At 72.4% G+C, this 19,220-nt stretch carries 17 protein-coding genes; 7 read left to right on the top strand and 10 right to left on the bottom strand.

What is annotated here, in order from left to right; all coding sequences use genetic code 11:
* Positions 1-11: 11 nt before the first annotated feature.
* The 5 genes from hisH to hisD form a co-directional block, all read right to left on the bottom strand.
* The gene (hisH, locus tag DTL70_RS16505; RefSeq protein ID WP_114022794.1) at positions 12-662 is read right to left on the bottom strand and encodes an imidazole glycerol phosphate synthase subunit HisH; all 651 of its coding nucleotides are present in this window, start codon (positions 660-662) and stop codon (positions 12-14) included.
* Positions 662-826: a hypothetical protein gene (locus DTL70_RS33565; protein ID WP_181856503.1), complete on the bottom strand. Its 165-nt coding sequence runs from the start codon at positions 824-826 to the stop codon at positions 662-664. Before DTL70_RS33565 ends, hisH begins: the two co-directional genes overlap by 1 nt.
* Before the next feature lie 139 nt (positions 827-965).
* Positions 966-1,556 (bottom strand): imidazoleglycerol-phosphate dehydratase HisB, encoded by a 591-nt coding sequence (gene hisB / locus DTL70_RS16510; protein WP_114022701.1) that lies wholly within the window; start codon positions 1,554-1,556, stop codon positions 966-968.
* Positions 1,553-2,698: a histidinol-phosphate transaminase gene (locus tag DTL70_RS16515; RefSeq protein ID WP_114022702.1), complete on the bottom strand. Its 1,146-nt coding sequence runs from the start codon at positions 2,696-2,698 to the stop codon at positions 1,553-1,555. The genes hisB and DTL70_RS16515 overlap by 4 nt, the downstream gene beginning before the upstream one ends.
* Entirely contained in the window at positions 2,695-4,020 is a 1,326-nt protein-coding gene (gene hisD / locus DTL70_RS16520; protein ID WP_114022703.1) for a histidinol dehydrogenase, read from the bottom strand. Before hisD ends, DTL70_RS16515 begins: the two co-directional genes overlap by 4 nt.
* Positions 4,021-4,260: 240 nt before the next feature.
* On the opposite strand from hisD, the gene DTL70_RS16525 reads away from it, so the two are divergent.
* From DTL70_RS16525 to ybaK, 3 genes are all read left to right on the top strand, one after another.
* Positions 4,261-5,880: an oxidoreductase gene (locus DTL70_RS16525; protein ID WP_114022704.1), complete on the top strand. Its 1,620-nt coding sequence runs from the start codon at positions 4,261-4,263 to the stop codon at positions 5,878-5,880.
* A gap of 142 nt (positions 5,881-6,022) precedes the next feature.
* Positions 6,023-6,844 carry an LON peptidase substrate-binding domain-containing protein gene (locus DTL70_RS16530; RefSeq protein ID WP_114022705.1) on the top strand — a complete coding sequence of 274 codons (822 nt, stop codon included), beginning with the start codon at positions 6,023-6,025 and terminating at the stop codon, positions 6,842-6,844.
* A 20-nt stretch (positions 6,845-6,864) separates the two neighbouring features.
* Entirely contained in the window at positions 6,865-7,362 is a 498-nt protein-coding gene (gene ybaK, locus DTL70_RS16535; protein WP_114022706.1) for a Cys-tRNA(Pro) deacylase, read from the top strand.
* 64 nt (positions 7,363-7,426) lie between these two features.
* On the opposite strand, the gene DTL70_RS16540 is transcribed toward ybaK, so the two are convergent.
* From DTL70_RS16540 to DTL70_RS16555, 4 genes are all read right to left on the bottom strand, one after another.
* Positions 7,427-8,110: a hypothetical protein gene (locus DTL70_RS16540; RefSeq protein ID WP_114022795.1), complete on the bottom strand. Its 684-nt coding sequence runs from the start codon at positions 8,108-8,110 to the stop codon at positions 7,427-7,429.
* A gap of 68 nt (positions 8,111-8,178) precedes the next feature.
* Positions 8,179-9,084: an ABC transporter permease gene (locus DTL70_RS16545; protein WP_245979412.1), complete on the bottom strand. Its 906-nt coding sequence runs from the start codon at positions 9,082-9,084 to the stop codon at positions 8,179-8,181.
* Positions 9,085-9,238: 154 nt separating this feature from the next.
* Entirely contained in the window at positions 9,239-10,246 is a 1,008-nt protein-coding gene (locus DTL70_RS16550; protein ID WP_114022707.1) for an ABC transporter ATP-binding protein, read from the bottom strand.
* 147 nt (positions 10,247-10,393) lie between these two features.
* Positions 10,394-11,728, bottom strand: a complete 1,335-nt coding sequence (locus DTL70_RS16555; protein ID WP_114022708.1) for an NYN domain-containing protein — start codon at positions 11,726-11,728, stop codon at positions 10,394-10,396.
* Between the two features lie 230 nt (positions 11,729-11,958).
* Between DTL70_RS16555 and DTL70_RS33570 the strand changes: the two genes are divergently transcribed.
* Positions 11,959-12,123 carry a hypothetical protein gene (locus tag DTL70_RS33570; RefSeq protein ID WP_181860949.1) on the top strand — a complete coding sequence of 55 codons (165 nt, stop codon included), beginning with the start codon at positions 11,959-11,961 and terminating at the stop codon, positions 12,121-12,123.
* A 58-nt stretch (positions 12,124-12,181) separates the two neighbouring features.
* Here DTL70_RS33570 and dnaE read toward each other — a convergent pair whose 3' ends face one another.
* Positions 12,182-15,724: a DNA polymerase III subunit alpha gene (dnaE, locus tag DTL70_RS16560; RefSeq protein WP_114022796.1), complete on the bottom strand. Its 3,543-nt coding sequence runs from the start codon at positions 15,722-15,724 to the stop codon at positions 12,182-12,184.
* Between the two features lie 309 nt (positions 15,725-16,033).
* Here dnaE and DTL70_RS16565 point away from each other — a divergent pair, with 309 nt between their 5' ends.
* The 3 genes from DTL70_RS16565 to DTL70_RS16575 all read left to right on the top strand — a co-directional run bounded on the left by DTL70_RS16565 (position 16,034) and on the right by DTL70_RS16575 (position 19,056).
* Positions 16,034-17,362 (top strand): DUF2252 domain-containing protein, encoded by a 1,329-nt coding sequence (locus tag DTL70_RS16565; RefSeq protein ID WP_114022709.1) that lies wholly within the window; start codon positions 16,034-16,036, stop codon positions 17,360-17,362.
* A gap of 173 nt (positions 17,363-17,535) precedes the next feature.
* The gene (locus tag DTL70_RS16570) at positions 17,536-18,237 is read left to right on the top strand and encodes a hypothetical protein (protein WP_114022797.1); all 702 of its coding nucleotides are present in this window, start codon (positions 17,536-17,538) and stop codon (positions 18,235-18,237) included.
* Positions 18,238-18,291: 54 nt separating this feature from the next.
* Positions 18,292-19,056 (top strand): thioredoxin domain-containing protein, encoded by a 765-nt coding sequence (locus DTL70_RS16575; protein ID WP_114022710.1) that lies wholly within the window; start codon positions 18,292-18,294, stop codon positions 19,054-19,056.
* Positions 19,057-19,220: the final 164 nt, after the last annotated feature.

The raw sequence follows: 19,220 nt of genomic DNA on the forward strand, positions 1-19,220 counted from the left end.
CGTCGGCGGGATCACAGGGCTTCGATCCAGTTGCGCAGCAACTGGGCTCCGGCGTCGCCGGACTTCTCGGGGTGGAACTGGGTGGCCCACAGCGGCCCGTTCTCCACGGCGGAGACGAACCGGCTGCCGTGCGTCGTCCAGCTGACGGCCGGGGGCCTGAGCGCCGGGTTGGCCGTCTCCAGCTCCCAGTCGTGCACCGCGTAGGAGTGCACGAAGTAGTAGCGCTCGTCGGCCGGCAGCCCCGCGAACAGGCGCGAGCCCGCCGGGGCTTCCACCGTGTTCCAGCCCATGTGCGGCACGGGGTGCTCGGCGTCGGTGGCCAGCGGTCCCACGGTGCCGGGCCACTCGTCCATGCCGTCGGCCTCCTCGCCGTGCTCGATGCCGCGCGAGAAGAGGATCTGCATGCCGACGCAGATCCCCATGACGGGACGGCCGCCGGCCAGCCGCCGCCCGATGACCCAGTGGCCGCGCGCCTCGGTCAGCCCGCGCATGCAGGCGGCGAACGCGCCGACACCGGGCACGAGGAGGCCGTCGGCGTTCATGGCCTTGTCGTAGTCGCGGGTGATCTCCACGCGGGCGCCCGCCCGCTCCACGGCCCGCTCGGCGGAGCGCACGTTGCCGAAGCCGTAGTCGAAGACGACGACGTTCTTGCCCGCGTCCATCACGACCACCAGTCCAGTCGCAGGATTCCGGCGAGCAGCGCGAGGGCGGACGCCGCACCGAGCAGCACGACGACCCCCTTGGGCAGCTGCTGCTTCCAAAACGAGATGGCTCCGCCCGCCAGGAAGAGCCCGACGAAGATCAGCAGAGCCGCGAGCCCCGTCATGGCATCTCTCCGTTCGCTTCTCCGCCCGCGCGGCATCCCGCGGGCTTCTTACCCATGTGCCGCCCGGCAGCCGCGCGCGCTCCCCCAGCTACCTCCCCCAGCCTCCGGCCGGGCGGTGCCCCCAGGCGGTGCCCCCAGCTCACAGGGCGCCCTTGGTGGAGGGGATGCCCGTCTGGCGCGGGTCGATCTCGCTGGCGTAGCGCAGGGCGCGGGCCAGTGCCTTGAACTGGCACTCGACGATGTGGTGCGCGTTGCGCCCGTACGGGACGTGGACGTGCAGCGCGACCTGCGCCTGGGCCACGAAGGACTCCAGGATGTGCCGGGTCATCGTCGTGTCGTAGGAGCCGATCATCGGGGCGATGTTCTCGGGCTCGGTGTGCACGAGGTAGGGGCGGCCCGACAGGTCGACGGTCACCTGGGCGAGCGACTCGTCCAGCGGCACCGAGGCGTTCGCGAACCGGACGATGCCGCGCTTGTCCCCGAGCGCCTGGCGGAAGGCCGCGCCCAGCGCCAGCGAGGTGTCCTCGATGGTGTGGTGGCTGTCGATGTGCAGGTCGCCGTCGGTCTTGACCGTCAGGTCGAACAGACCGTGGCGGCCGAGCTGGTCGAGCATGTGGTCGTAGAAGCCCACACCCGTCGAGACGTCGACCTCGCCGGTGCCGTCGAGATCGATCTCGACGGTGACGGACGTCTCCTTGGTGGTGCGCTCCACCCGGCCCTTGCGCGTCATGCTTCGCTCTTCTCCTTCAGCTCCTTCGTCACGGCTCGCACCGCGTCGAGGAAGGCGTCGTTCTCCTCAGGCGTCCCCGCCGAGACCCGCAGCCGGCCGGGCACACCGTTGTCCCTGACCAGCACCCCGTGCCCCAGCAGCGCCTCCCACACCGCGTGGGATCCGGCCGCCCCGTCGAAGCGGCCGAACTGCACGAAGTTGGCGTCCGACGCGGTGACCTCGCAGCCCATGGCCCGCAGTTCGCGCACCAGCCGGTCGCGCTCGGTCTTCAGCTGCTCAACGTAGCCGAGCAGGGTGTCGGTGTACTCCAGCGCCGCCAGCGCCGTGGCCTGGGTGACGGCCGAGAGGTGGTACGGCAGCCGCACCAGCTGCACCGCGTCGACCACGGCCGGGTCGGCGGCCAGGTAGCCCAGCCGCAGCCCGGCGGCGCCGAACGCCTTGGACATGGTGCGCGAGAGCACCAGCGTGGGGCGGCCCTCGATCAGCGGCAGCAGCGAGGGGCGGTGCGAGAACTCGCCGTACGCCTCGTCCACCACCACCAGCGCGCCGTGTTCGCCACGGCCCGACCGCGCCGCCTGCGCCGCCTCGTACAGCGCGAGCACCGTCTCCTCGGCGACGGCGGTGCCTGTCGGGTTGTTGGGCGAGCAGATGAAGACCACGTCGGGCCGGTGCTCGGCGATGGCGGCGACGGCCGCCTCGGTGTCGATGGTGAAGTCGTCGTTGCGCGGCCCGGAGATCCAGCCGGTGCCGGTGCCGCGCGAGATCAGCGCGTGCATCGAGTACGAAGGATCGAAGCCCAGCGCGACCCTGCCGGGGCCGCCGAAGGCCTGGAGGAGCTGCTGGAGCACCTCGTTGGAGCCGTTGGCCGCCCACACCTGCGCGCGCGTGACGGGGTGCCCCGCGGTGCGCGACAGGTAGTCCGCGAGGCCGGTCCGCAGTTCGACCGCGTCGCGGTCCGGGTAGCGGTTCAGCTCGCGGGCCGCCTCGGTGACGCGCTCGGCGATCCGGGCGACCAGCTCCTCGGGGAGCGGGTAGGGGTTCTCGTTCGTGTTCAGCCGTACCGGCACGTCCAGCTGGGGCGCGCCGTAGGGGGACTTGCCGCGCAACTCCTCGCGGAGGGGGAGTTCGTCGAGAGTGCTCACGAGTCTTCGGGGACCTTCCATCCGAACCTCGCCCGCAGGGCCGCGCCGTGGGCCGGCAGGTCCTCCGCGTCGGCGAGGGCCACCACGTGCGAGGTGACCTCGGCGAGTGCTTCCTTCGTGTAGTCGACGACGTGGATGCCGCGCAGGAAGGACTGGACCGACAGGCCCGAGGAGTGGCAGGCGCAGCCGCCGGTGGGCAGCACGTGGTTGGAGCCCGCCGCGTAGTCGCCGAGCGAGACGGGCGCGTACGCGCCGACGAAGACGGCGCCCGCGTTGACGACCCGGGCCGCCCACCCGGCGGCGTCCTCGGTCTGGATCTCCAGGTGCTCGGCGGCGTACGCGTTGACGACGGCCAGGCCGCTGTCCAGGGAGTCGACGAGCACGATGCCCGACTGCCGGCCCGCCAGCGCCTCGGCGATGCGCTCGCTGTGCTTGGTGGCGGGCACCTGCGCCGCCAGCTCCGCCTCGACGGCCTCGGCCAGCGCCTCCGAGGGGGTGACCAGGACGGCGGCGGCCACCACGTCGTGCTCGGCCTGGCTGATCAGGTCGGCGGCGACGTGGGCCGGGTCGGCGGAGTCGTCGGCGAGGACGGCGATCTCCGTGGGTCCTGCTTCGGAGTCGATGCCGATGACGCCCTTGAGCAGCCGCTTGGCGGCCGCCACGTAGATGTTGCCGGGGCCCGTGACCAGCTGCACGGGGGCGCACTCGGCGGTGCCGTACGCGAACATCGCCACGGCCTGGGCGCCGCCGGCCGCGTACACCTCGTCCACGCCCAGCAGCGCGCAGGCGGCCAGGATGGTGGGGTGCGGCAGGCCGCCGAACTCCTTCTGCGCCGGCGAGGCGACGGCCAGCGCGCCGACGCCGGCCTCCTGCGCGGGCACCACGTTCATCACGACCGACGACGGGTAGACGGCCCGGCCGCCCGGCACGTACAGGCCGACGCGCTCGACGGGCACCCACCGCTCGGTGACGGTGCCGCCCGGCACGACCCGCACCGTGGAGTCGGTGCGCCGCTGGTCGCGGTGGACGATCCGGGCCCGCCTGATCGACTCCTCCAGCGCGGCCCGCACGGCCGGATCCAGCTCTTCGAGCGCCTTCGTCAGCGCCTCGGCCGGCACCCGCGACCGCTCCAGCCGGACGCCGTCGAACTGCTCCGTGTACTCGATCACCGCCGCCGCGCCGCGATGCCGCACGTCGTCGCAGATGGGCCGCACCTTGTGCAGGGCGGCCTCGACGTCGAGCTCGGCACGGGGCAGCAGGTCGCGGTCGATGGTTCCGCCCGCGGCGGGCGAGGAACCACGCAGATCGATTCGGGAGATCACACCTCCAAGTCTCTCAGACCCGCGGCGCGTGTCCGCCGCCCGTATCAGAGGCTGATACGGGCCGGGAGGCGTTCCACACGACCACACGGGAGGTTTGTCGCCTCGTGCGTTCATCCCGTCACAGAGCGGGAAGAGGAGCGGTACGACCATCACGTTCGCACCCGCGGCCACGGCCTGGACCACGGCCCGCGCCGTCGGGGCTGCGCGGACGTGACCGCCAGGAGACGACGAGGGGGAGACGTGAGCGAGCCAGCGGACTCCGGCGAGCCGCCGCCGGAGCTGCGGTTGACGACCGCCGAGTGGGGGCTGTGGCAGGCCTTCCGCAACGGTACCGAGCACGATCTGCGCTGCGGTGAACCCGAACTGGACGACCCGAACGGCGACCATCCCTGGGGCCCCGAGCGCACCGTGCGGGCCCGGGTGATCGCTCTGCTGCTGCTGCACGGCCCTCCGCCGCTGCTGGGCCGGGTGGCGTCGCTCCACCTGACCGGCGCGTTGGTCACCGGCTGCCTCGACCTGGCGGGCGGCTCCGTCGAGCCGTACTTCGAGCTGCGGTCGTGCCGCTTCGAGGACGAGGTGCGGATGCCGGAGGCGCGGGTGAACACCGCGCGCTTCGTCGACTGCTACCTGCCCCGCTTCGACGCCGCACGGCTGACCACCGACGGTGACCTGCACCTGCCCCGGTGCAGCATCCCGGAGGGCATCAAGCTGACGGACGCCACCATCGGCACCGACCTGCTGCTGAACGAGGCCACCGTCGGCAGCGGGCGGCGCACCCGCGCCATCGCCGCCGACGGCGTCCACGTCTCCCAGGAGCTCCAGGCCAGCCTGCTGGTCACCGACGGGCAGGTCAGCCTGCGCGGCGCCGCGGTCGGCAGCTCTTTGCACATGTTCGGCTCCGTCCTGCGCAATCCGCGCGGCCGCGTGGCCCTGTACGCGCCGCAGATGACCGTCGACCAGGTGGCCAGCTTCGCCGACGCGGGCCGCACCAACGCCCTCCAGCTCTACGGCGCCACCCCGCCGACCGGTACCCGCTACGACTTCTCCACCCAGGGCGGCACACGCTGGAGGACCAAACACTTCGAGTGCACCGGCGGCATGGTGCTGGACGACGGGCGGTTCGGCTCCTCACTGGTGATCGACAACGCCCGGCTGGAGATGCAGCGGGACCAGGAGCTGTCGCTGCGGCGCATCACCACGCCGGAGCTGACCTTCACCCCCCAGCTGCCCGAGCGCGGCCTGGTCGTGCTCTCGGGGGCGGGCGTGGAGAAGCTGATGGACCGCGCCTCCAGCTGGCCGCAGGACCACCGGCTGTGGATGGCGGGCTTCACCTACGCGCACGCCATCCCCAAGGAAGGCCACTTCAACGTCCGCGAGCGGCTCCAGTGGATCAACGCGGCCACCGCCGAGTACGCGCCCGAGCCGTACGAACAGCTCGCGGCGATGTACCGCAACAGCGGTGAGGACACCAACGCGCGGATCGTGCTGCTGGCCAAACAGCGCCGCCGCCGGGAGACGCTGCCGCTGCCCGGCAAGGTGTGGGGCGTCCTGCAGGACTGGACGGTGGCCTACGGCTACCGCCCGGCCCAGGCCGCGCTGTGGATGGCCGTCCTGTGGCTGACCGGGGCACTGCTGTTCGAGGCGCACCGGCCGGCCGCGCTCAAGGACGGCGAGGCACCGCACTGGAACGCCACCCTCTACGCGCTGGACCTGCTGCTGCCCGTCATCTCCTTCGGCCAGGACACGGCCTGGGACCCGGCGGGCGGCTACCAGTGGATCGCCGCCGTGCTGGTCCTCGCGGGCTGGGTGCTGGCCACGACCGTCGCCGCGGGCGCCACCCGACTGCTGCGCCGCCAGTAGCCCGGCCCTTACGCGGCCCCGCCTTCCGCGGCGGCGGCAGCGGCCTTGCGGCGGCGGTGGCGGGGCCGCGTAAGGGCCGCACGGGGGCCGCACAGCACACCAAGGCCCCCTTCAGCCGCCGGAGGCTTTAGGCTTACCCGTTGTGACAACCGCGCTTCCGCTCTTCCCCCTCAACTCGGTGCTGTTCCCGGGCCTGGTGCTGCCGCTGAACATCTTCGAGCCGCGGTACCGCGCGCTGATGCGTGACCTGCTCGCGCTTCCCGAGGACGCGCCGCGCCGCTTCGGCGTCGTCGCCATCCGGGACGGCCGCGAGGTCGCGCCGACGGCCACCGGCATGCCCGACTCGGCGCCAGCGCAAGGCACCGACCCGACCGCGGGCTTCGGCCCCGACCCGATCAAGTCGTTCTACACCGTCGGCTGCGTCGCCGACGCCTCGACGATCCGCGAACGCGCCGCCGGACTCGGCGGACCGGACGACGAGGACGAGAACGACGACGACGGGACGGCGACCGACGCCGATCCGCGGGCCGCCAGTACGGGATACGAGGTGCTGGCCACCGGCACCACGCGCTTCCGGCTGCTGTCCGTGGACGCCTCGGGGCCGTATCTGACCGGCGAGGTCGAGGAGTTGCCCGAAGAGGAGGGCGACGAGGCCGGCGCGCTGGCCTCCGGCGTGCTGCACGCCTTCCGCGGCTACCAGAAGCGGCTGGCCGGCGCCCGCGAGAGGACTCTCGCCGCCGGAGCGGAACAGGACCTGCCGGACGATCCGTCGGTCGTCTCCTACCTGGTCGCCGCCGCCACCGTGCTGGACACGCCCGCCAAGCAGCGGCTGCTCCAGGCGCCCGACACCGCGACCCGGCTCGCCGACGAGCTGAAGCTGCTGCGCAGGGAGACAGCCGTCATCGGCAAGCTGCCCTCGCTGCCCGCGGCCGACCTGACCAGGACCCCGACGAGCCAGAACTGACGAGCGCCGGAGCGGCACACGTGGCGAGGAAGAACAGGCGGCAGGGGTCGGCGACCCCCGCGATCGTGGCCGCCACCGAGGCGGGGATCTCCTTCGAGACCCACGCCTACGAGCACGACGCGGCGGCCGCCTCCTACGGCGAGGAAGCCGCCGAGGCCCTCGGCGTTCCCGCACAGCGGGTCTTCAAGACGCTGGTGGCCGAGGTCGACGGCGCCCTGACGGTGGCCGTCGTCCCGGTGTCGGCCTCGCTCGACCTCAAGGCACTGGCGTCCGCCCGCGGCGGCAAACGCGCCGTCATGGCCGACCCGGCCGCCGCCGAACGCACCACCGGATACGTCCGCGGCGGCATCTCCCCGCTGGGCCAGCGCAAGCCGCTGCCCACCGTCCTGGACGCCTCCGCCGGGGAACACCCCACCATCTGCGTCTCCGCGGGCCGCCGCGGCCTGGAGATCGAACTCGCGCCGGGCGACCTGGCCGCGCTGACCGGGGCCGTGCTGGCCCCGGTGGCCCGCGCCTGAGCCCCGGACCGGGCACGGGGGCCCTTCCCCCGGGCACGGAGCTGTACCCCGTCCGCGCCGGGGCTCAGGACTCCCAGTCCTGGGGCTGCGCGGCCCCCGCGTCGGGCGTCTCGCGGGGCCCGAACAGCGCGGTGGTCACCAGGTGCACGAGGGTCGCCGCGACCGGCCACGCCAACAGCATCCCGTAGGCGTGCAGTTCCAGCGGGGCGTCGAAGGTGGCGCCCTTGCCCGCGGCGCGCGCGGCGGCGGGCAGATCGGTTTCGGGGCCGAACCACACGCCGACCCGCCACGCCAGCACGGAGCCCAGCAGCCCGCCGAGCGCCAGGCCGACCACGAGGCCGACGCCGCCGCGCCTGCGCACCGCGAAGAGCACCAGGCCCGAGACCGCGCCGAAAGCCAGACCGAGCAGCGCGAAGACGCCCTCGGCGCCGATGGCCTGCTCGCCCTCCGGGTCCTTGAACAGGACGACCTCGCCGTTGTTGTAGAGCGGCACCCGCGGAGCCAGCCACAGCCACAGCAGGCCCATCGCGATCCCGACGACGGCGACGGCCACCGCGCACACGGCGGCCTCCCGCAGCTCGCGCCGGACAAGAGGCCCGCCCTCACCGCCGTAGCCCGCCTCCACGCCGTACGGAGGCGTCGGCTGCGGCGCCGCGGGACCGGTGCCGGGCTGTTCGCCCGGCGCCGGCCTGGGCGATCCGGCGTGCGGGTGGTCGGGGTCGTGCTCAGAGGGCGTCGGTACGGTCACGGACCCATCGTGCCAGGCCCGTGCGGTGCGGGCGGCCCCGGCCCTCGCGGCCGCGCGCCCACGGGGCGTCAGCGGGTGGCCGCCCACCGGTAGGCGCGGGTGGCGACGGCGAGGGACAGCACCCCGACGGCGGCACACACCCCGAGGTCGACCAGGACCCTCCCCCAGTCGGGGTGCGCCTCGAAAGTGTGCGCGAAGGCCTCCACGCCGTACGTCGACGGCAGCAGGTCCCGCGCCCAGCCCACGACCGTCGGCAGCCCGCTCCCCGGCAGCACGCCCAGCAGCAGCGCCGCCGACATCCCCAGCTGGCCCCCCAGCGTCGCCAGCTCGGGACGCGGCGCCAGCAGCCCCAGCGCGGCGCCGAGGCCCGCCAGCGCCGCCCCGGCCAGCGGCACGACGGCGACGAGCACCCACAGCCCGCTCAGCGGCAGTTGGAAGAGCAGACTGCCCACCACCGCGGTGACCGCCACACCCGGCACCGTGAACGACGCGTACGCGGCCGCGGCACCCAGCACCACGGAGGCGGCGGGCACCGGCAGCGTCGCGTAGTGGTCCAGGCCGCCCCCGGCACGCAGCTGCCCGAAGTACTGGGCCAGCAGATTGAGCGCCACGAAGGCGACGACCAGCACGCTCGACCCGGCCACGACGGCACGCGCCTCCGCACCGCCGTCCACCACGCCGCGCAGCAGGATCATGATGCCCAGCGACTGGAACGTCGCCACGAACAGCAGCGGAATCCGCGCCACCCGCGCCCGCGAGAGCTGCGCCCGGTAGACCGCACCCAACGCGGGCCACCACCGCGCCCTCGGCGCCAGGGGCACGCTGCTCAGGGCGGCGGGGTGCGCCGGGCGCGGGGGGCGGGCCGCCGCTTCCGCGGGTGGCGGTGCCGCTTCGTCGGGACCTGCCGGCCGCGCCGGTGCCGGCGCGGTCTCGTCCGTGTGTCGGCTGTCCGCCGTGGCCGCCGTCGTTCTCATCCCAGCTCGCTCCTGACATCCCGCGCGCCGGGCCGCCTCGTCCCGTGCCGCCTCGTCGTGCCGTCTTCCGCCCGCGCGCCGGACCGCCGGAGACGGACGTCGTGGCCCGGCGCCGGTGCGCGTCCGCGACCGCCGCGGACGGTGCGGGCCGCCCTCACGCCTTCACCAGGCCCTCGGCGCCGCTCTGGCCCGCCGGGCGGCCGCCGAGCGCCACGTAGACGTCCTCCAGGCTCGGGGTGGCGAGCCGGAAATCGTCCAGGGCGGGGAAGGCCGGGCCCCCGGTGACCAGCGTGACCGCCTCGCGGGCGCGTGCGGGCGGCAGGCGGAGCGTCCAGCGGCGGCCGGAGACGGCCGCCTCGGCGGCGAGCGCGGCGATGCCGGGCAGCTCCACGGGCGCCCGCTCACGCCACACCAGTTCCAGCCGCACCTCGTCACCGACGGCGGCCTTGAGCCCGCCCGGCGTGTCGCAGGCGATGACCCGGCCCCTGTCCAGCACGGCGACACGGTCGAGGACGGTCTCGGCCTCGATCACGTTGTGGGTCACCAGCAGCACCGTCGCGCCGCGCTCGGCGCGGCGGCGGTCGACGGCGGCCCACACCGCGCGCCGGGCGTGCGGGTCCATGCCGGTGGTCGGCTCGTCCAGCACCAGCAGGGGCCGGTCCCCCACCAGCGCGGCCGCCACGCACGCCAGCCGCCGCTGGCCGCCCGACAGCTTCTTCAGCGCGCGGCCCGCCAGTTCTTCGAGGCCCAGCTCCGCGAGGATCTCGTCGCGTGCGGCCCGCGCCGCGGCCAGGGGCATCCCGCGCAGTCTGGCGGTGGTCTCGGCGGCGAGGGAGACGGTCAGCTCGTCCAGCGCGGTCGACTCCTGACCCAGGTACGCCAGCAGCCGCGCGGCTCGCTCGGGGTGGCGGACCAGGTCGTGTCCGAGCACCTCGACGGCGCCCGCGTCGGGCCGCAGCAGACCGGTCAGCTGCCGCACCAGGGTCGACTTGCCGGCGCCGTTGGGCCCGAGCAGCCCGAAGATCTCGCCGCGGCGCACGTCGAGGCACACCTCGTCGGTGGCGCGTACGGCGGGCACCGCGGGCGTCCCGCGCCGGGCCCGCACCGCCGGGTACGTCTTGACCAGGCCCTCGACTCGCACGGCGGGCACGGGCTCACCCATGCGCGTCCTCGCGCCTGTCACCGAGCTGTCCTCCGCCCGCCGTGTGCCCGTATCCACGACCTATGAGGGTACGCGTCCCGGTTCCGCCGCCGGGTTCCGGGCCCGCCCGTCACCGCCGGCGGGCCCCGGGCCGACCGGTTGACGTGCTCAGTCGGCGGCCGGAGTGGACCGCGGCGCTTCGGCCGAGGCCCCGGTGCGGGCGTCGACCTCGCGCCAGAACCCCGCACGGATCGCGTAGCGGTCGTGCTCGTCGATCTGGTCGTCCTTGTGCGCGAGCAGCCCGAACCGTGCGGCGTAGCGCAGCAGTTCACCGTCGATGCGGTGCGGGATGCGCGGGTACTCCTCCGAGAGCCGGCCCAGGGGCGCGTCGCTGGTCAGCCGCTCGATCCAGCGGCGCGCGAACACCTGTCCGACCTCGTAGGGGTCGCCGCTGACCGCCGTGATGTCCTCCTCGCGGTCCGCCCAGCGCTGCTCGGCGGAGGTGAGCTGGGCCAGCATGGGCAGCGCCGCCGTCTCCGGCGACTCGGCCGGCGCCGCCCGCTCGACCCACCCCCGGTCCGAGGACCAGCGCAGCGTCGCCGCCGGCGGCGGCCCCGGCACGGGGCCCGCGTGGTGCCCGTGGCGGCCGAGATCCGCGAGGTCCTTGGGGGTGGGCACCCCCTCGGCACGGTGCGGCGCACCGCCGGGCCCAGGATCCTCCTGGGCCGCCTCCGTCTCCGGCTGCGGCTCAGGTCCCGCCGGCGCCGCACGCTCCCGCGGCCCGACGGGCTGCGGCCCTGCGGCGGGCGGCGCGGGGGCACGGCGCTCGCCCGCGCCGTCCCCGTTCTTGCCGGTCTCCGGCAGCGGCGCGGCCAGGATGGCGGCGATCTCCGGGCGCGGCGCGGGCTGCGGCGCGCAGGTGCCGCTCGGGTCCTTGGCGCGCACGACGGGTGTGATCCAGTTGCGGTCCAGCACCCGCCGCTCGTCCGCCTCCGCGACCAGGTCCTCGGACTGGTTGTAGTCGCCGTCGGCCGCCTGCACCGCCCACAGGTGGACGGCCACCCCGTGTTCCTTGGCGGACATCAGCCCGGGCAGCAGGTCGCCGTCGCCGGTCACGAGCACGATGTCGGAGCACGCCCGGTTGCGGGCGAGTTCCGTCAGCTCGGCGTGCATGGCCGCGTCCACGCCCTTCTGCGCCCACCGCCCGTCACTACGGGTGAGCGCACCCAGCCGTACGGTGACCCGGGGCATCACCCGGAGCCTGCGGTGCTCGGGCTGCGGCACGCGGTCCGGCGCACCGTCGAACCAGTAGATACGCAGCAGAGCACACTGCGTGTCGGCCTCCGCCTGCCGGCGCAGGGCCTGGATCAGCCCCGAGTGATCGACACTGATCCGGGAGCGGGTCGGCTCCCCGGCCAGCAGGCTGGCGGCGGCGCCCAGCAGGTAACCGGCGTCCACCAGGACGACGCAGCGGTCCACGACGTTCCACCCACTCTCGGTCATGACCTACAGCCGAGGCCCTGCCTTCGCGTGCTGGCCGTTCCCCGTGTCCTTCGGGTCTGCTCCGAGTCTGCCCGACGGCAGCGGGGTTATCAGCCCGACCTCGATCATCGGCGTGGCGCCGTCACCGGCGATCCACTCCTGGCAATTGTCCGAAATGCGGAGCTATTACCGATATGCAAGGCTGAATTGACAGACTGCGCACCGGGCGGACACCGCCCCAGGAGGCGAGCATGGCCAAGAACGCCAAGAACACAGATCGCCAACAGACCAGGCGACAGGGGCGCACGGCGGAGCAGCGGCAGCAGGAACAGGAGAGGGCACGCGCCGACGACGAGCGGGTCGCCACCGGCGACGTGGCCCGCAAGGGCAAGCAGCGCCGCTTCGGCCACAACTGAACCACCGCACCCGCCCGTTGCTCGCCGCCCGGAGGGCTCGCCCCCGGGCGGCGAGCGGTCAGCCGGCCAGGCAGGACGGGCCCAAAAGCTCCTTGAGGTCACCGAAGAGGGCCGGGTCGGGCGTCACCCGGTGGCGGTCGAGCCGGAGCACCGTCGTCGTGCGAGCGCCCTGCAGGCGCACCCGGACCTCGCTGCCCCCGCGGTGCTGCGTGAGCACGTACCCCAGCTTCTCCACCAGTGGCGGCGTCACCTTCACGGTCGGGATCGTGATGGTGACGGGCGCGGAGGCGGACGCCTCGCTGAGGTCGGGAATCGTCAGCTCCATCGCCACGAGCCGGGGCACGTCCTCGCGCTTGTCCAGACGGCCCTTGACGAACACGATGGCGTCCTCCACCAACTGTGTGGAGACCAGCTGGTAGGTCGCGGGGAAGAACATGCAGTCGATCGAGCCGGCCAGGTCCTCGACCGTCGCGATGGCCCAGGCGTTGCCCTGCTTGGTCATCTTCCGCTGGAGCCCCGAGATGATGCCGCCGATGGTGACGATGGACCCGTCCGAGTAGTCGCCCCCGGTCAGCTGGGCGATGGCCGCGTCCGCCTTGTCATTGAGGACGTGTTCGAGGCCGAAGAGGGGGTGGTCGGAGACGTAGAGGCCGAGCATCTCGCGCTCCTGCGCGAGCAGATAGGTCTTGTCCCACTCCTCCTCGGAGAACTGCACGTCGAGGCCGAAGCCGGGCCCGGAGTCCGCCGTGTCGCCGCCGAGGTCGCCGAAGAGGTCGAACTGGCCTTCGGCCTCCTTGCGCTTGACCTGCACCACGTTGTCGATCATCGGCTCGAACTGGGCGGTCAGCCCCTTGCGGGTGTGGCGCATCTCGTCGAAGGCGCCGGCCTTGATCAGGGACTCGACGGTGCGCTTGTTGCAGACGACGGCCTCGACCTTGTCCAGAAAGTCGGGGAACGAGGTGTACTTGCCCTTGGCCTTGCGGCACTTGACGATCGAGTCGACCACGTTCTGGCCGACGTTGCGCACGGCGGTGAGCCCGAAGACGATCGTGGAGTCGTCCTGCGAGGTGAAGTTGGCCTCCGACTCGTTCACGTTCGGCGGCAGCACCTTGATGCCCATCTTGCGGCACTCGTTGAGGTAGACCGCCGACTTGTCCTTGTCGTCGCGCACCGAGGTGAGCAGCGCCGACATGTACTCCGCCGGATAGTTGGCCTTCAGATAGGCCGTCCAGTAGGTGACCAGGCCGTAGGCGGAGGAGTGCGCCTTGTTGAAGGCGTAGCCGGCGAAGGGCACCAGCACGTCCCAGACGGCCTGGACGGCGCCGTCGGAGTAGCCGTTGTCCCGCATGCCCTTCTGGAAGTTCACGAACTCCTTGTCGAGAACCTCCTTCTTCTTCTTGCCCATCGCACGGCGGAGCAGGTCGGCCTGGCCCAGCGAGTAGCCGGCGAGGACCTGGGCGGCCTTTTGCACCTGCTCCTGGTAGACGATGAGGCCGTGGGTGATGTCGAGGACCTCCTTGAGGGGTTCCTCGAGCTCCGGGTGGATCGGGGTGACCTCCTGCTGGCCGTTCTTGCGCAGGGCGTAGTTGATGTGGCTGTTCATGCCCATCGGGCCCGGGCGGTAGAGCGCGGAGACGGCCGAGATGTCCTCGAAGTGGTCGGGCTTCATCATGCGCAGCAGGGAGCGCATGGGGCCGCCGTCGAACTGGAAGACGCCGAGGGTGTCGCCCCGGCACAGCAGCTCGAAGGTCTTGGGGTCGTCGAGCGGGAGGTCCAGCAGCTTGAGGTCGACGTCCTTGTTCTTGCGGATCATCTTGACCGCGTCGTCCATGATGGTGAGGTTGCGCAGCCCCAGGAAGTCCATCTTCAGCAGGCCCAGCGACTCGCAGCTGGGGTAGTCCCACTGGGTGACGACCGTGCCGTCGTTCTTCGGGGAGAAGATCGGCGCGTGGTCGATGACCGGCTCGCTGGACATGATCACGCCCGCCGCGTGCATGCCCATCTGGCGCACCAGGCCCTCGATGCCCATGGCCGAGTCGATGACCTTCTTGACGTCCGGCTCGTTCTCGTACATCCCCCGCACCTCGCCCGCCTCGCTGTAGCGGGGGTGGTTGGGGTCGGTGATGCCGGACAGCGGGATGCCCTTGCCCAGGACGTCGGCCGGCATGGCCTTGGTGATGCGGTCGCCCATCGCGTACGGATAGCCCAGCACGCGGGAGGCGTCCTTGATGGCGGCCTTGGCCTTGATCGTGCCGTAGGTGCCGATCATGGCGACCTTGTCGGCGCCGTACTTCTCCGTCACGTACCGGATGACGTCGCCGCGCCTGCGCTCGTCGAAGTCGATGTCGACGTCGGGCATGGTGATGCGCTCGGGGTTGAGGAACCGCTCGAAGATCAGCCCGTGGGTGACCGGGTCGAGGTCGGTGATGCCCATGGCGTAGGAGACGATCGAGCCCGCCGCCGAGCCGCGCCCCGGGCCGACCGCGATGCCGTTGTCCTTGGCCCAGTTGATGAAGTCGGCGACCACGAGGAAGTACCCCGGGAAGCCCATGTCGATGATGACCTTCATCTCGTAGTCCGCCAGCTCCTGGCGGTCCTGCGGGACCCCGCCGGGGTAGCGGCGGGCCATGCCGCGCCGCACCTCCTCCTTGAACCAGGAGATCTCGTCGTACCCCTCGGGCACGTCGAACTTCGGCATCAGGTTCTTCGGCTCGAACATCCCCTCGGTCTCGATGCGCTCGGCGACCAGGAGCTGGGTGTTGCGGCAGCCGGACTGCCAGGCGTCCGAGGAGTCGATGCCGTACATCTCCTCGGCGGACTTGAGGTAGTAGCCGGCGCCGTCGAAGCTGAAGCGGTCGGGATCGGAGAGGTTGCTGCCCGTCTGGATGCACAGCAGGGTGTCGTGCGCCGCGGACTCGCGCTCGTAGGTGTAGTGCGAGTCGTTGGTGACGATGAAGGGCGCGTCGATCTTCCGCGCGATGCGCTCCAGGCCGTCCCTCGCCCGCTTGTCGATCTCGATGTTGTGGTCCATCAGCTCGACGAAGAAGTTGTCCTTGCCGAAGATGTCCTGATACTCCCCGGCGGCCTTGAGGGCCTCGTCCTCCATGCCGAGCCGGATCTTGGTGCTCACCTCTCCCGAGGGGCAGCCGGTGGTCGCCAGCAGCCCGTCGGCGTACTCGGCCAGCAGCTCGCGGTCCATGCGGGGCTTGCGGAAGAAGCCCTCCAGGCTGGCGCGCGACTGGGCGCGGAAGAGGTTGTGCAGCCCGGTGGCGTTGCGCGCCCACATCGTCATGTGCGTGTAGGCGCCGTTGCCCGAGACGTCGTCCCGCTTCTGGTGGGGCGTGCCCCACTTGACCGGGCGGGTGTTCCTGCGGTGGTCGGGGGCGAGGTAGGCCTCGATGCCGATGATCGGCGTGACCCCGGCGTCCTTCGCGGAATGGAAGAAGTCGTAGGCCCCGTGCAAATTGCCGTGGTCGGTCATCGCGATGTGCGACATGCCCATCTCGTTGCACGCGGCGAACATGTCCTTGAGGCGGGCGGCGCCGTCCAGGAGCGAATACTGCGTGTGCACGTGCAGATGCGTGAAGGGCTGCTCACTCACGGCGAAGGCCACCTCCGGGCGCGGGTCTTTGGGGGCGAGTGAGGAGTCTACGACCCGGCACCGACAGCCCGCCGACGAACCACCCGGTCCCCCGCACCGACACCCGCCGGTGCGGCCGCACGCGCCGGACATCCGCTCGCGCGGGCGTACGCCGGACATCCGCCCACGCGGGGGTACGCCGGACATCCGCCCACGCCGGCGTGCGTACGGACCCCGCTCGCCCGGCCGTACGCCCCGGGCACCCCCTCGCGCGGGCGTACGTTAAGGCGGACAGCACAGACCCACCGACCGCACCGACGGAGCGCACACATGACCAAGGCAGGCCAGGCAGCAGAGCGCGGCGAGACGATCCTGGAGGTCTTCGAGACCGCCTTCGGCGATCTCCTCGCCGCCGACCCGGCGGCCTTCCAGACGAAGTTCCGCAAGATGGCCGCCTCCGCCTTCGCCTTCTACCGGGGCACGGCCTGCCTCTTCTACGCCGACCTGCACGAGGGCAGGGACAGCGGCCCCTTCCTGAACGAGCGCACCAGCCGGGTGTGGATACACGGCGACCTGCACGCGGAGAACTTCGGCACCTACATGAACGCGCAGGGCCGCCTGCTGTTCAACGTCAACGACTTCGACGAGGCCTACGTCGGCCCCTTCACCTGGGATCTGCAGCGGTTCGCCGCCTCGGTGGCGCTGCTGGGCTACAGCAAGGCGTTCAGCGACACGCAGATCACCTCGCTGGTGACCACCTACGCCGACGCCTACCGCGACCGCATCCGCGCCCTGCTCTCCGGCGCCTCGGAGAGCGAGCCGCCGGCCCTCACCCTGGACACGGCGCGCGGTCCCGTGCTGGACGCCCTGCACTCCGCCCGCGCGAACACCCGCTTCGGACTGCTGGGCACCATGACCGAGATCCGCGACTGGGAGCGCCGCTTCGCCCCGGGCGGCGGCTCCATCGAGCTGGACAAGGCGACCAGGGAGACGGTCCTGGAGGCCTTCGACGCGTACCTGGAGACGCTGCCGCGCCACGAGGGCCGCGAGCGGCACGGCGCGCACCGGGTCAAGGACGTGGTGGGGCGGCGGGGCATCGGCATCGGCAGCGCGGGCCTGCCCTCGTACAACATCCTGCTGGAGGGCCACAGCGACGCGCTGGAGAACGACCTGGTCATCTACATGAAGCAGGCGCAGACCCCGGCGGTCTCGCAGCACATCACCGACCGGGCGGTGCGCGACTACTTCCGGCACGAGGGGCACCGTACGGTCATCTCGCAGCGCGCCCTCCAGGCGCACGCCGACCCGTGGCTGGGCTGGACGGAGCTGGGCGGAGCGGGCCAGCTGGTGGCGGAGGTCTCCCCGTACGCGGTGGATCTGGACTGGTCGGACCTGTCGGACCCGGAGGAGATCGGGCAGGTCACCGCCGACCTCGGGCGGGCGACGGCGACGATGCACGCGGCGGCCGACGAGGCGGAGAGCGGCCACAGCCTGGTGCCGTTCTCCACGGAGCAGGCGATCGACGAGGCGATCTCGAAGGACGAGGACGGCTTCCGCGCGATGCTGGTGGACTTCGCGCACTCCTACGGCGCCACCGCCCGCCGCGACCACCAGATCTTCGTCGACCTGTTCCGCAACGGCCGGATCGCCGGGGTCTGAGCCCACGCCCGGATCGCCGGGGTCCGAGCCCCGAGCCGGCGGCGGCTCGGGGCTCGGGCACCGTGACGGGCGTGGGCGTTCCGGAACATCCCGGGCGCCCGGCGGCCCGTGAAGCGGACGGGTCGGCGACCTTTAGGGACCGCTTACGCGTCCTCGTGGCACACTCGGTCACCATGGGTGCGGTAGGCATACGAACAGCGCGGGCGGGGCTCTTCACAGCCCTGTGTATCGCGCTGTCCTGCGGCTCGCACGTGCTGCTGTCCGGTGCCCCCGTTCCGCTGCGCCCGTTGCTTGCGGTCTCCGCCCTCGTCTTCGTCCTGGCGTTCGCCCTCGCGGGCCGTGAGCGCGGCTTCGCGCGGATCGCCGCCGCTCTCGTCCCACTGGAGCTGGCGGCCGACACGGTCTTCACCACCGGGCAGCACGCCTGCTACGGGCAGGCCGGCGGTCCGGTGACGGGGCCGTTGCGCTCCGTGGGCGTGGACCTGCTGTGCGGCGGCGGCAACGTCGGCACCCCACTGGCGCGGATGGCCGCGCGCGGCGCCGACACCGGCGCGTACCCGCTGGGTGTCCACGGCGTGCCCGGTGCCGCGCTGCCGTGGCTGCTGCTGGCCGCGCACGTGTGCGTGGGCCTGCTGGCCGCGCTGTGGCTGCGGCGCGGCGAGGCGGCCCTGGCCCGGCTGCTGCGGGCGGTCGCCGCCACCGCCTTCCGTCCGCTGTGGCGCGCCGTGGCCGCCTGCCACACCGCCTCGGGCGGTACGGGGCCGGCCCGCACGGCACGCCCCCGCCCCGCGCCCGCGCCCCGCGCGCTGCCGCTGCTGACGCACTCCGTGCACCGTCGCGGCCCGCCCGCGCTCACCGCCGCCCCGGCGGCCTGAGCACGGTCGGGTTTCCTTTCGCGTACGGATATCACGGAGAAGAGAAGAACACTCATGAGCAAGCGCAACAGCCCCGAAGCCAAGCGTGCGGCCCGCGAGCGGCTGCGGGTCGAGCGGGAGAAGCAGGCCAAGAAGGAGCGCACCCGGCGGCAGTTGCTGGTCGCCCTGACGGTGGTCGGTGTGCTGGTCGTGGTGGCCGGCATCGGCGTCGCCGTCGCCAAGCTGAACGGCAAGGACTCCAGCGGCGACGACATGGCCGTCACCACGGGCGGCGCCAAGGCCGAGAAGACCATCGACGTCTACGAGGACCTGCGCTGCCCGGCGTGTGCCAGCTTCGAGCAGGCCATGGGTGAGCAGTTGCAGAAGGGCGCGGACGACGGCAAGTACAAGCTGCGCGTCCACCTCGGCTCGATCATCGACGACAACATGGGCGGCTCGGGTTCGAAGAACGCCGCTCGCGCGCTGGGCGCCGCCAAGGCGGTGAGCACGGACGCGTTCACCGAGTACAAGCACCAGCTCTACTCGAAGAAGTGGCACCCCGAGGAGCAGGACGACAAGTTCGCCGACAACGCCTACCTGCTCAAGATCTCCGACGAGGTCCCCGCCCTGAAGGACAACAAGAAGTTCGAGAAGGCGGTCGAGTCCAAGAAGTACAACAAGTGGGCCAAGGACATGATCGCCAGCTTCAACGGCGCCGAGATCCAGGGCACTCCGACCGTCAAGATCGACGGTGAGCAGGTGCAGCCGCAGGACCTGCCGGGCAAGCTCAAGGACATGGGCGTCGACGTGAAGACGGGCGGCAAGGAAGAGAAGAAGTAACGTACCGGCGCCGCGGGGCTGTTCTTCGCCCTCGCGGGCGCGGGTGGAGGGGCGGACCGCGGCGCGTGTGCGGTCCGCCCCTCTTTCCCGCCACCGCGTGACGTGACCGTCCGCGCCCCGTGGAGACTCCACCTCCGCGCCGCTCCTACCGCACCGCCTCGGGC

Source organism: Streptomyces diacarni, from assembly GCF_003323715.1.
Taxonomy (GTDB): Bacteria; Actinomycetota; Actinomycetes; order Streptomycetales; family Streptomycetaceae; genus Streptomyces; species Streptomyces diacarni.

What these genes read in the sequence shown, in the direction of transcription:
- DTL70_RS33565 (WP_181856503.1), bottom strand. Translation starts at nt 826, where the DNA reads ATGACGGGGCTCGCGGCTCTGCTGATCTTCGTCGGGCTCTTCCTGGCG.
- DTL70_RS16550 (WP_114022707.1), bottom strand. Translation starts at nt 10,246, where the DNA reads ATGGGTGAGCCCGTGCCCGCCGTGCGAGTCGAGGGCCTGGTCAAGACG.
- DTL70_RS16575 (WP_114022710.1), top strand. Translation starts at nt 18,292, where the DNA reads ATGAGCAAGCGCAACAGCCCCGAAGCCAAGCGTGCGGCCCGCGAGCGG.
- DTL70_RS16555 (WP_114022708.1), bottom strand. Translation starts at nt 11,728, where the DNA reads ATGACCGAGAGTGGGTGGAACGTCGTGGACCGCTGCGTCGTCCTGGTG.
- hisB (WP_114022701.1), bottom strand. Translation starts at nt 1,556, where the DNA reads ATGACGCGCAAGGGCCGGGTGGAGCGCACCACCAAGGAGACGTCCGTC.
- DTL70_RS16565 (WP_114022709.1), top strand. Translation starts at nt 16,034, where the DNA reads ATGACCAAGGCAGGCCAGGCAGCAGAGCGCGGCGAGACGATCCTGGAG.
- hisH (WP_114022794.1), bottom strand. Translation starts at nt 662, where the DNA reads ATGGACGCGGGCAAGAACGTCGTCGTCTTCGACTACGGCTTCGGCAAC.
- DTL70_RS16545 (WP_245979412.1), bottom strand. Translation starts at nt 9,084, where the DNA reads ATGAGAACGACGGCGGCCACGGCGGACAGCCGACACACGGACGAGACC.
- DTL70_RS33570 (WP_181860949.1), top strand. Translation starts at nt 11,959, where the DNA reads ATGGCCAAGAACGCCAAGAACACAGATCGCCAACAGACCAGGCGACAG.
- DTL70_RS16570 (WP_114022797.1), top strand. Translation starts at nt 17,536, where the DNA reads ATGGGTGCGGTAGGCATACGAACAGCGCGGGCGGGGCTCTTCACAGCC.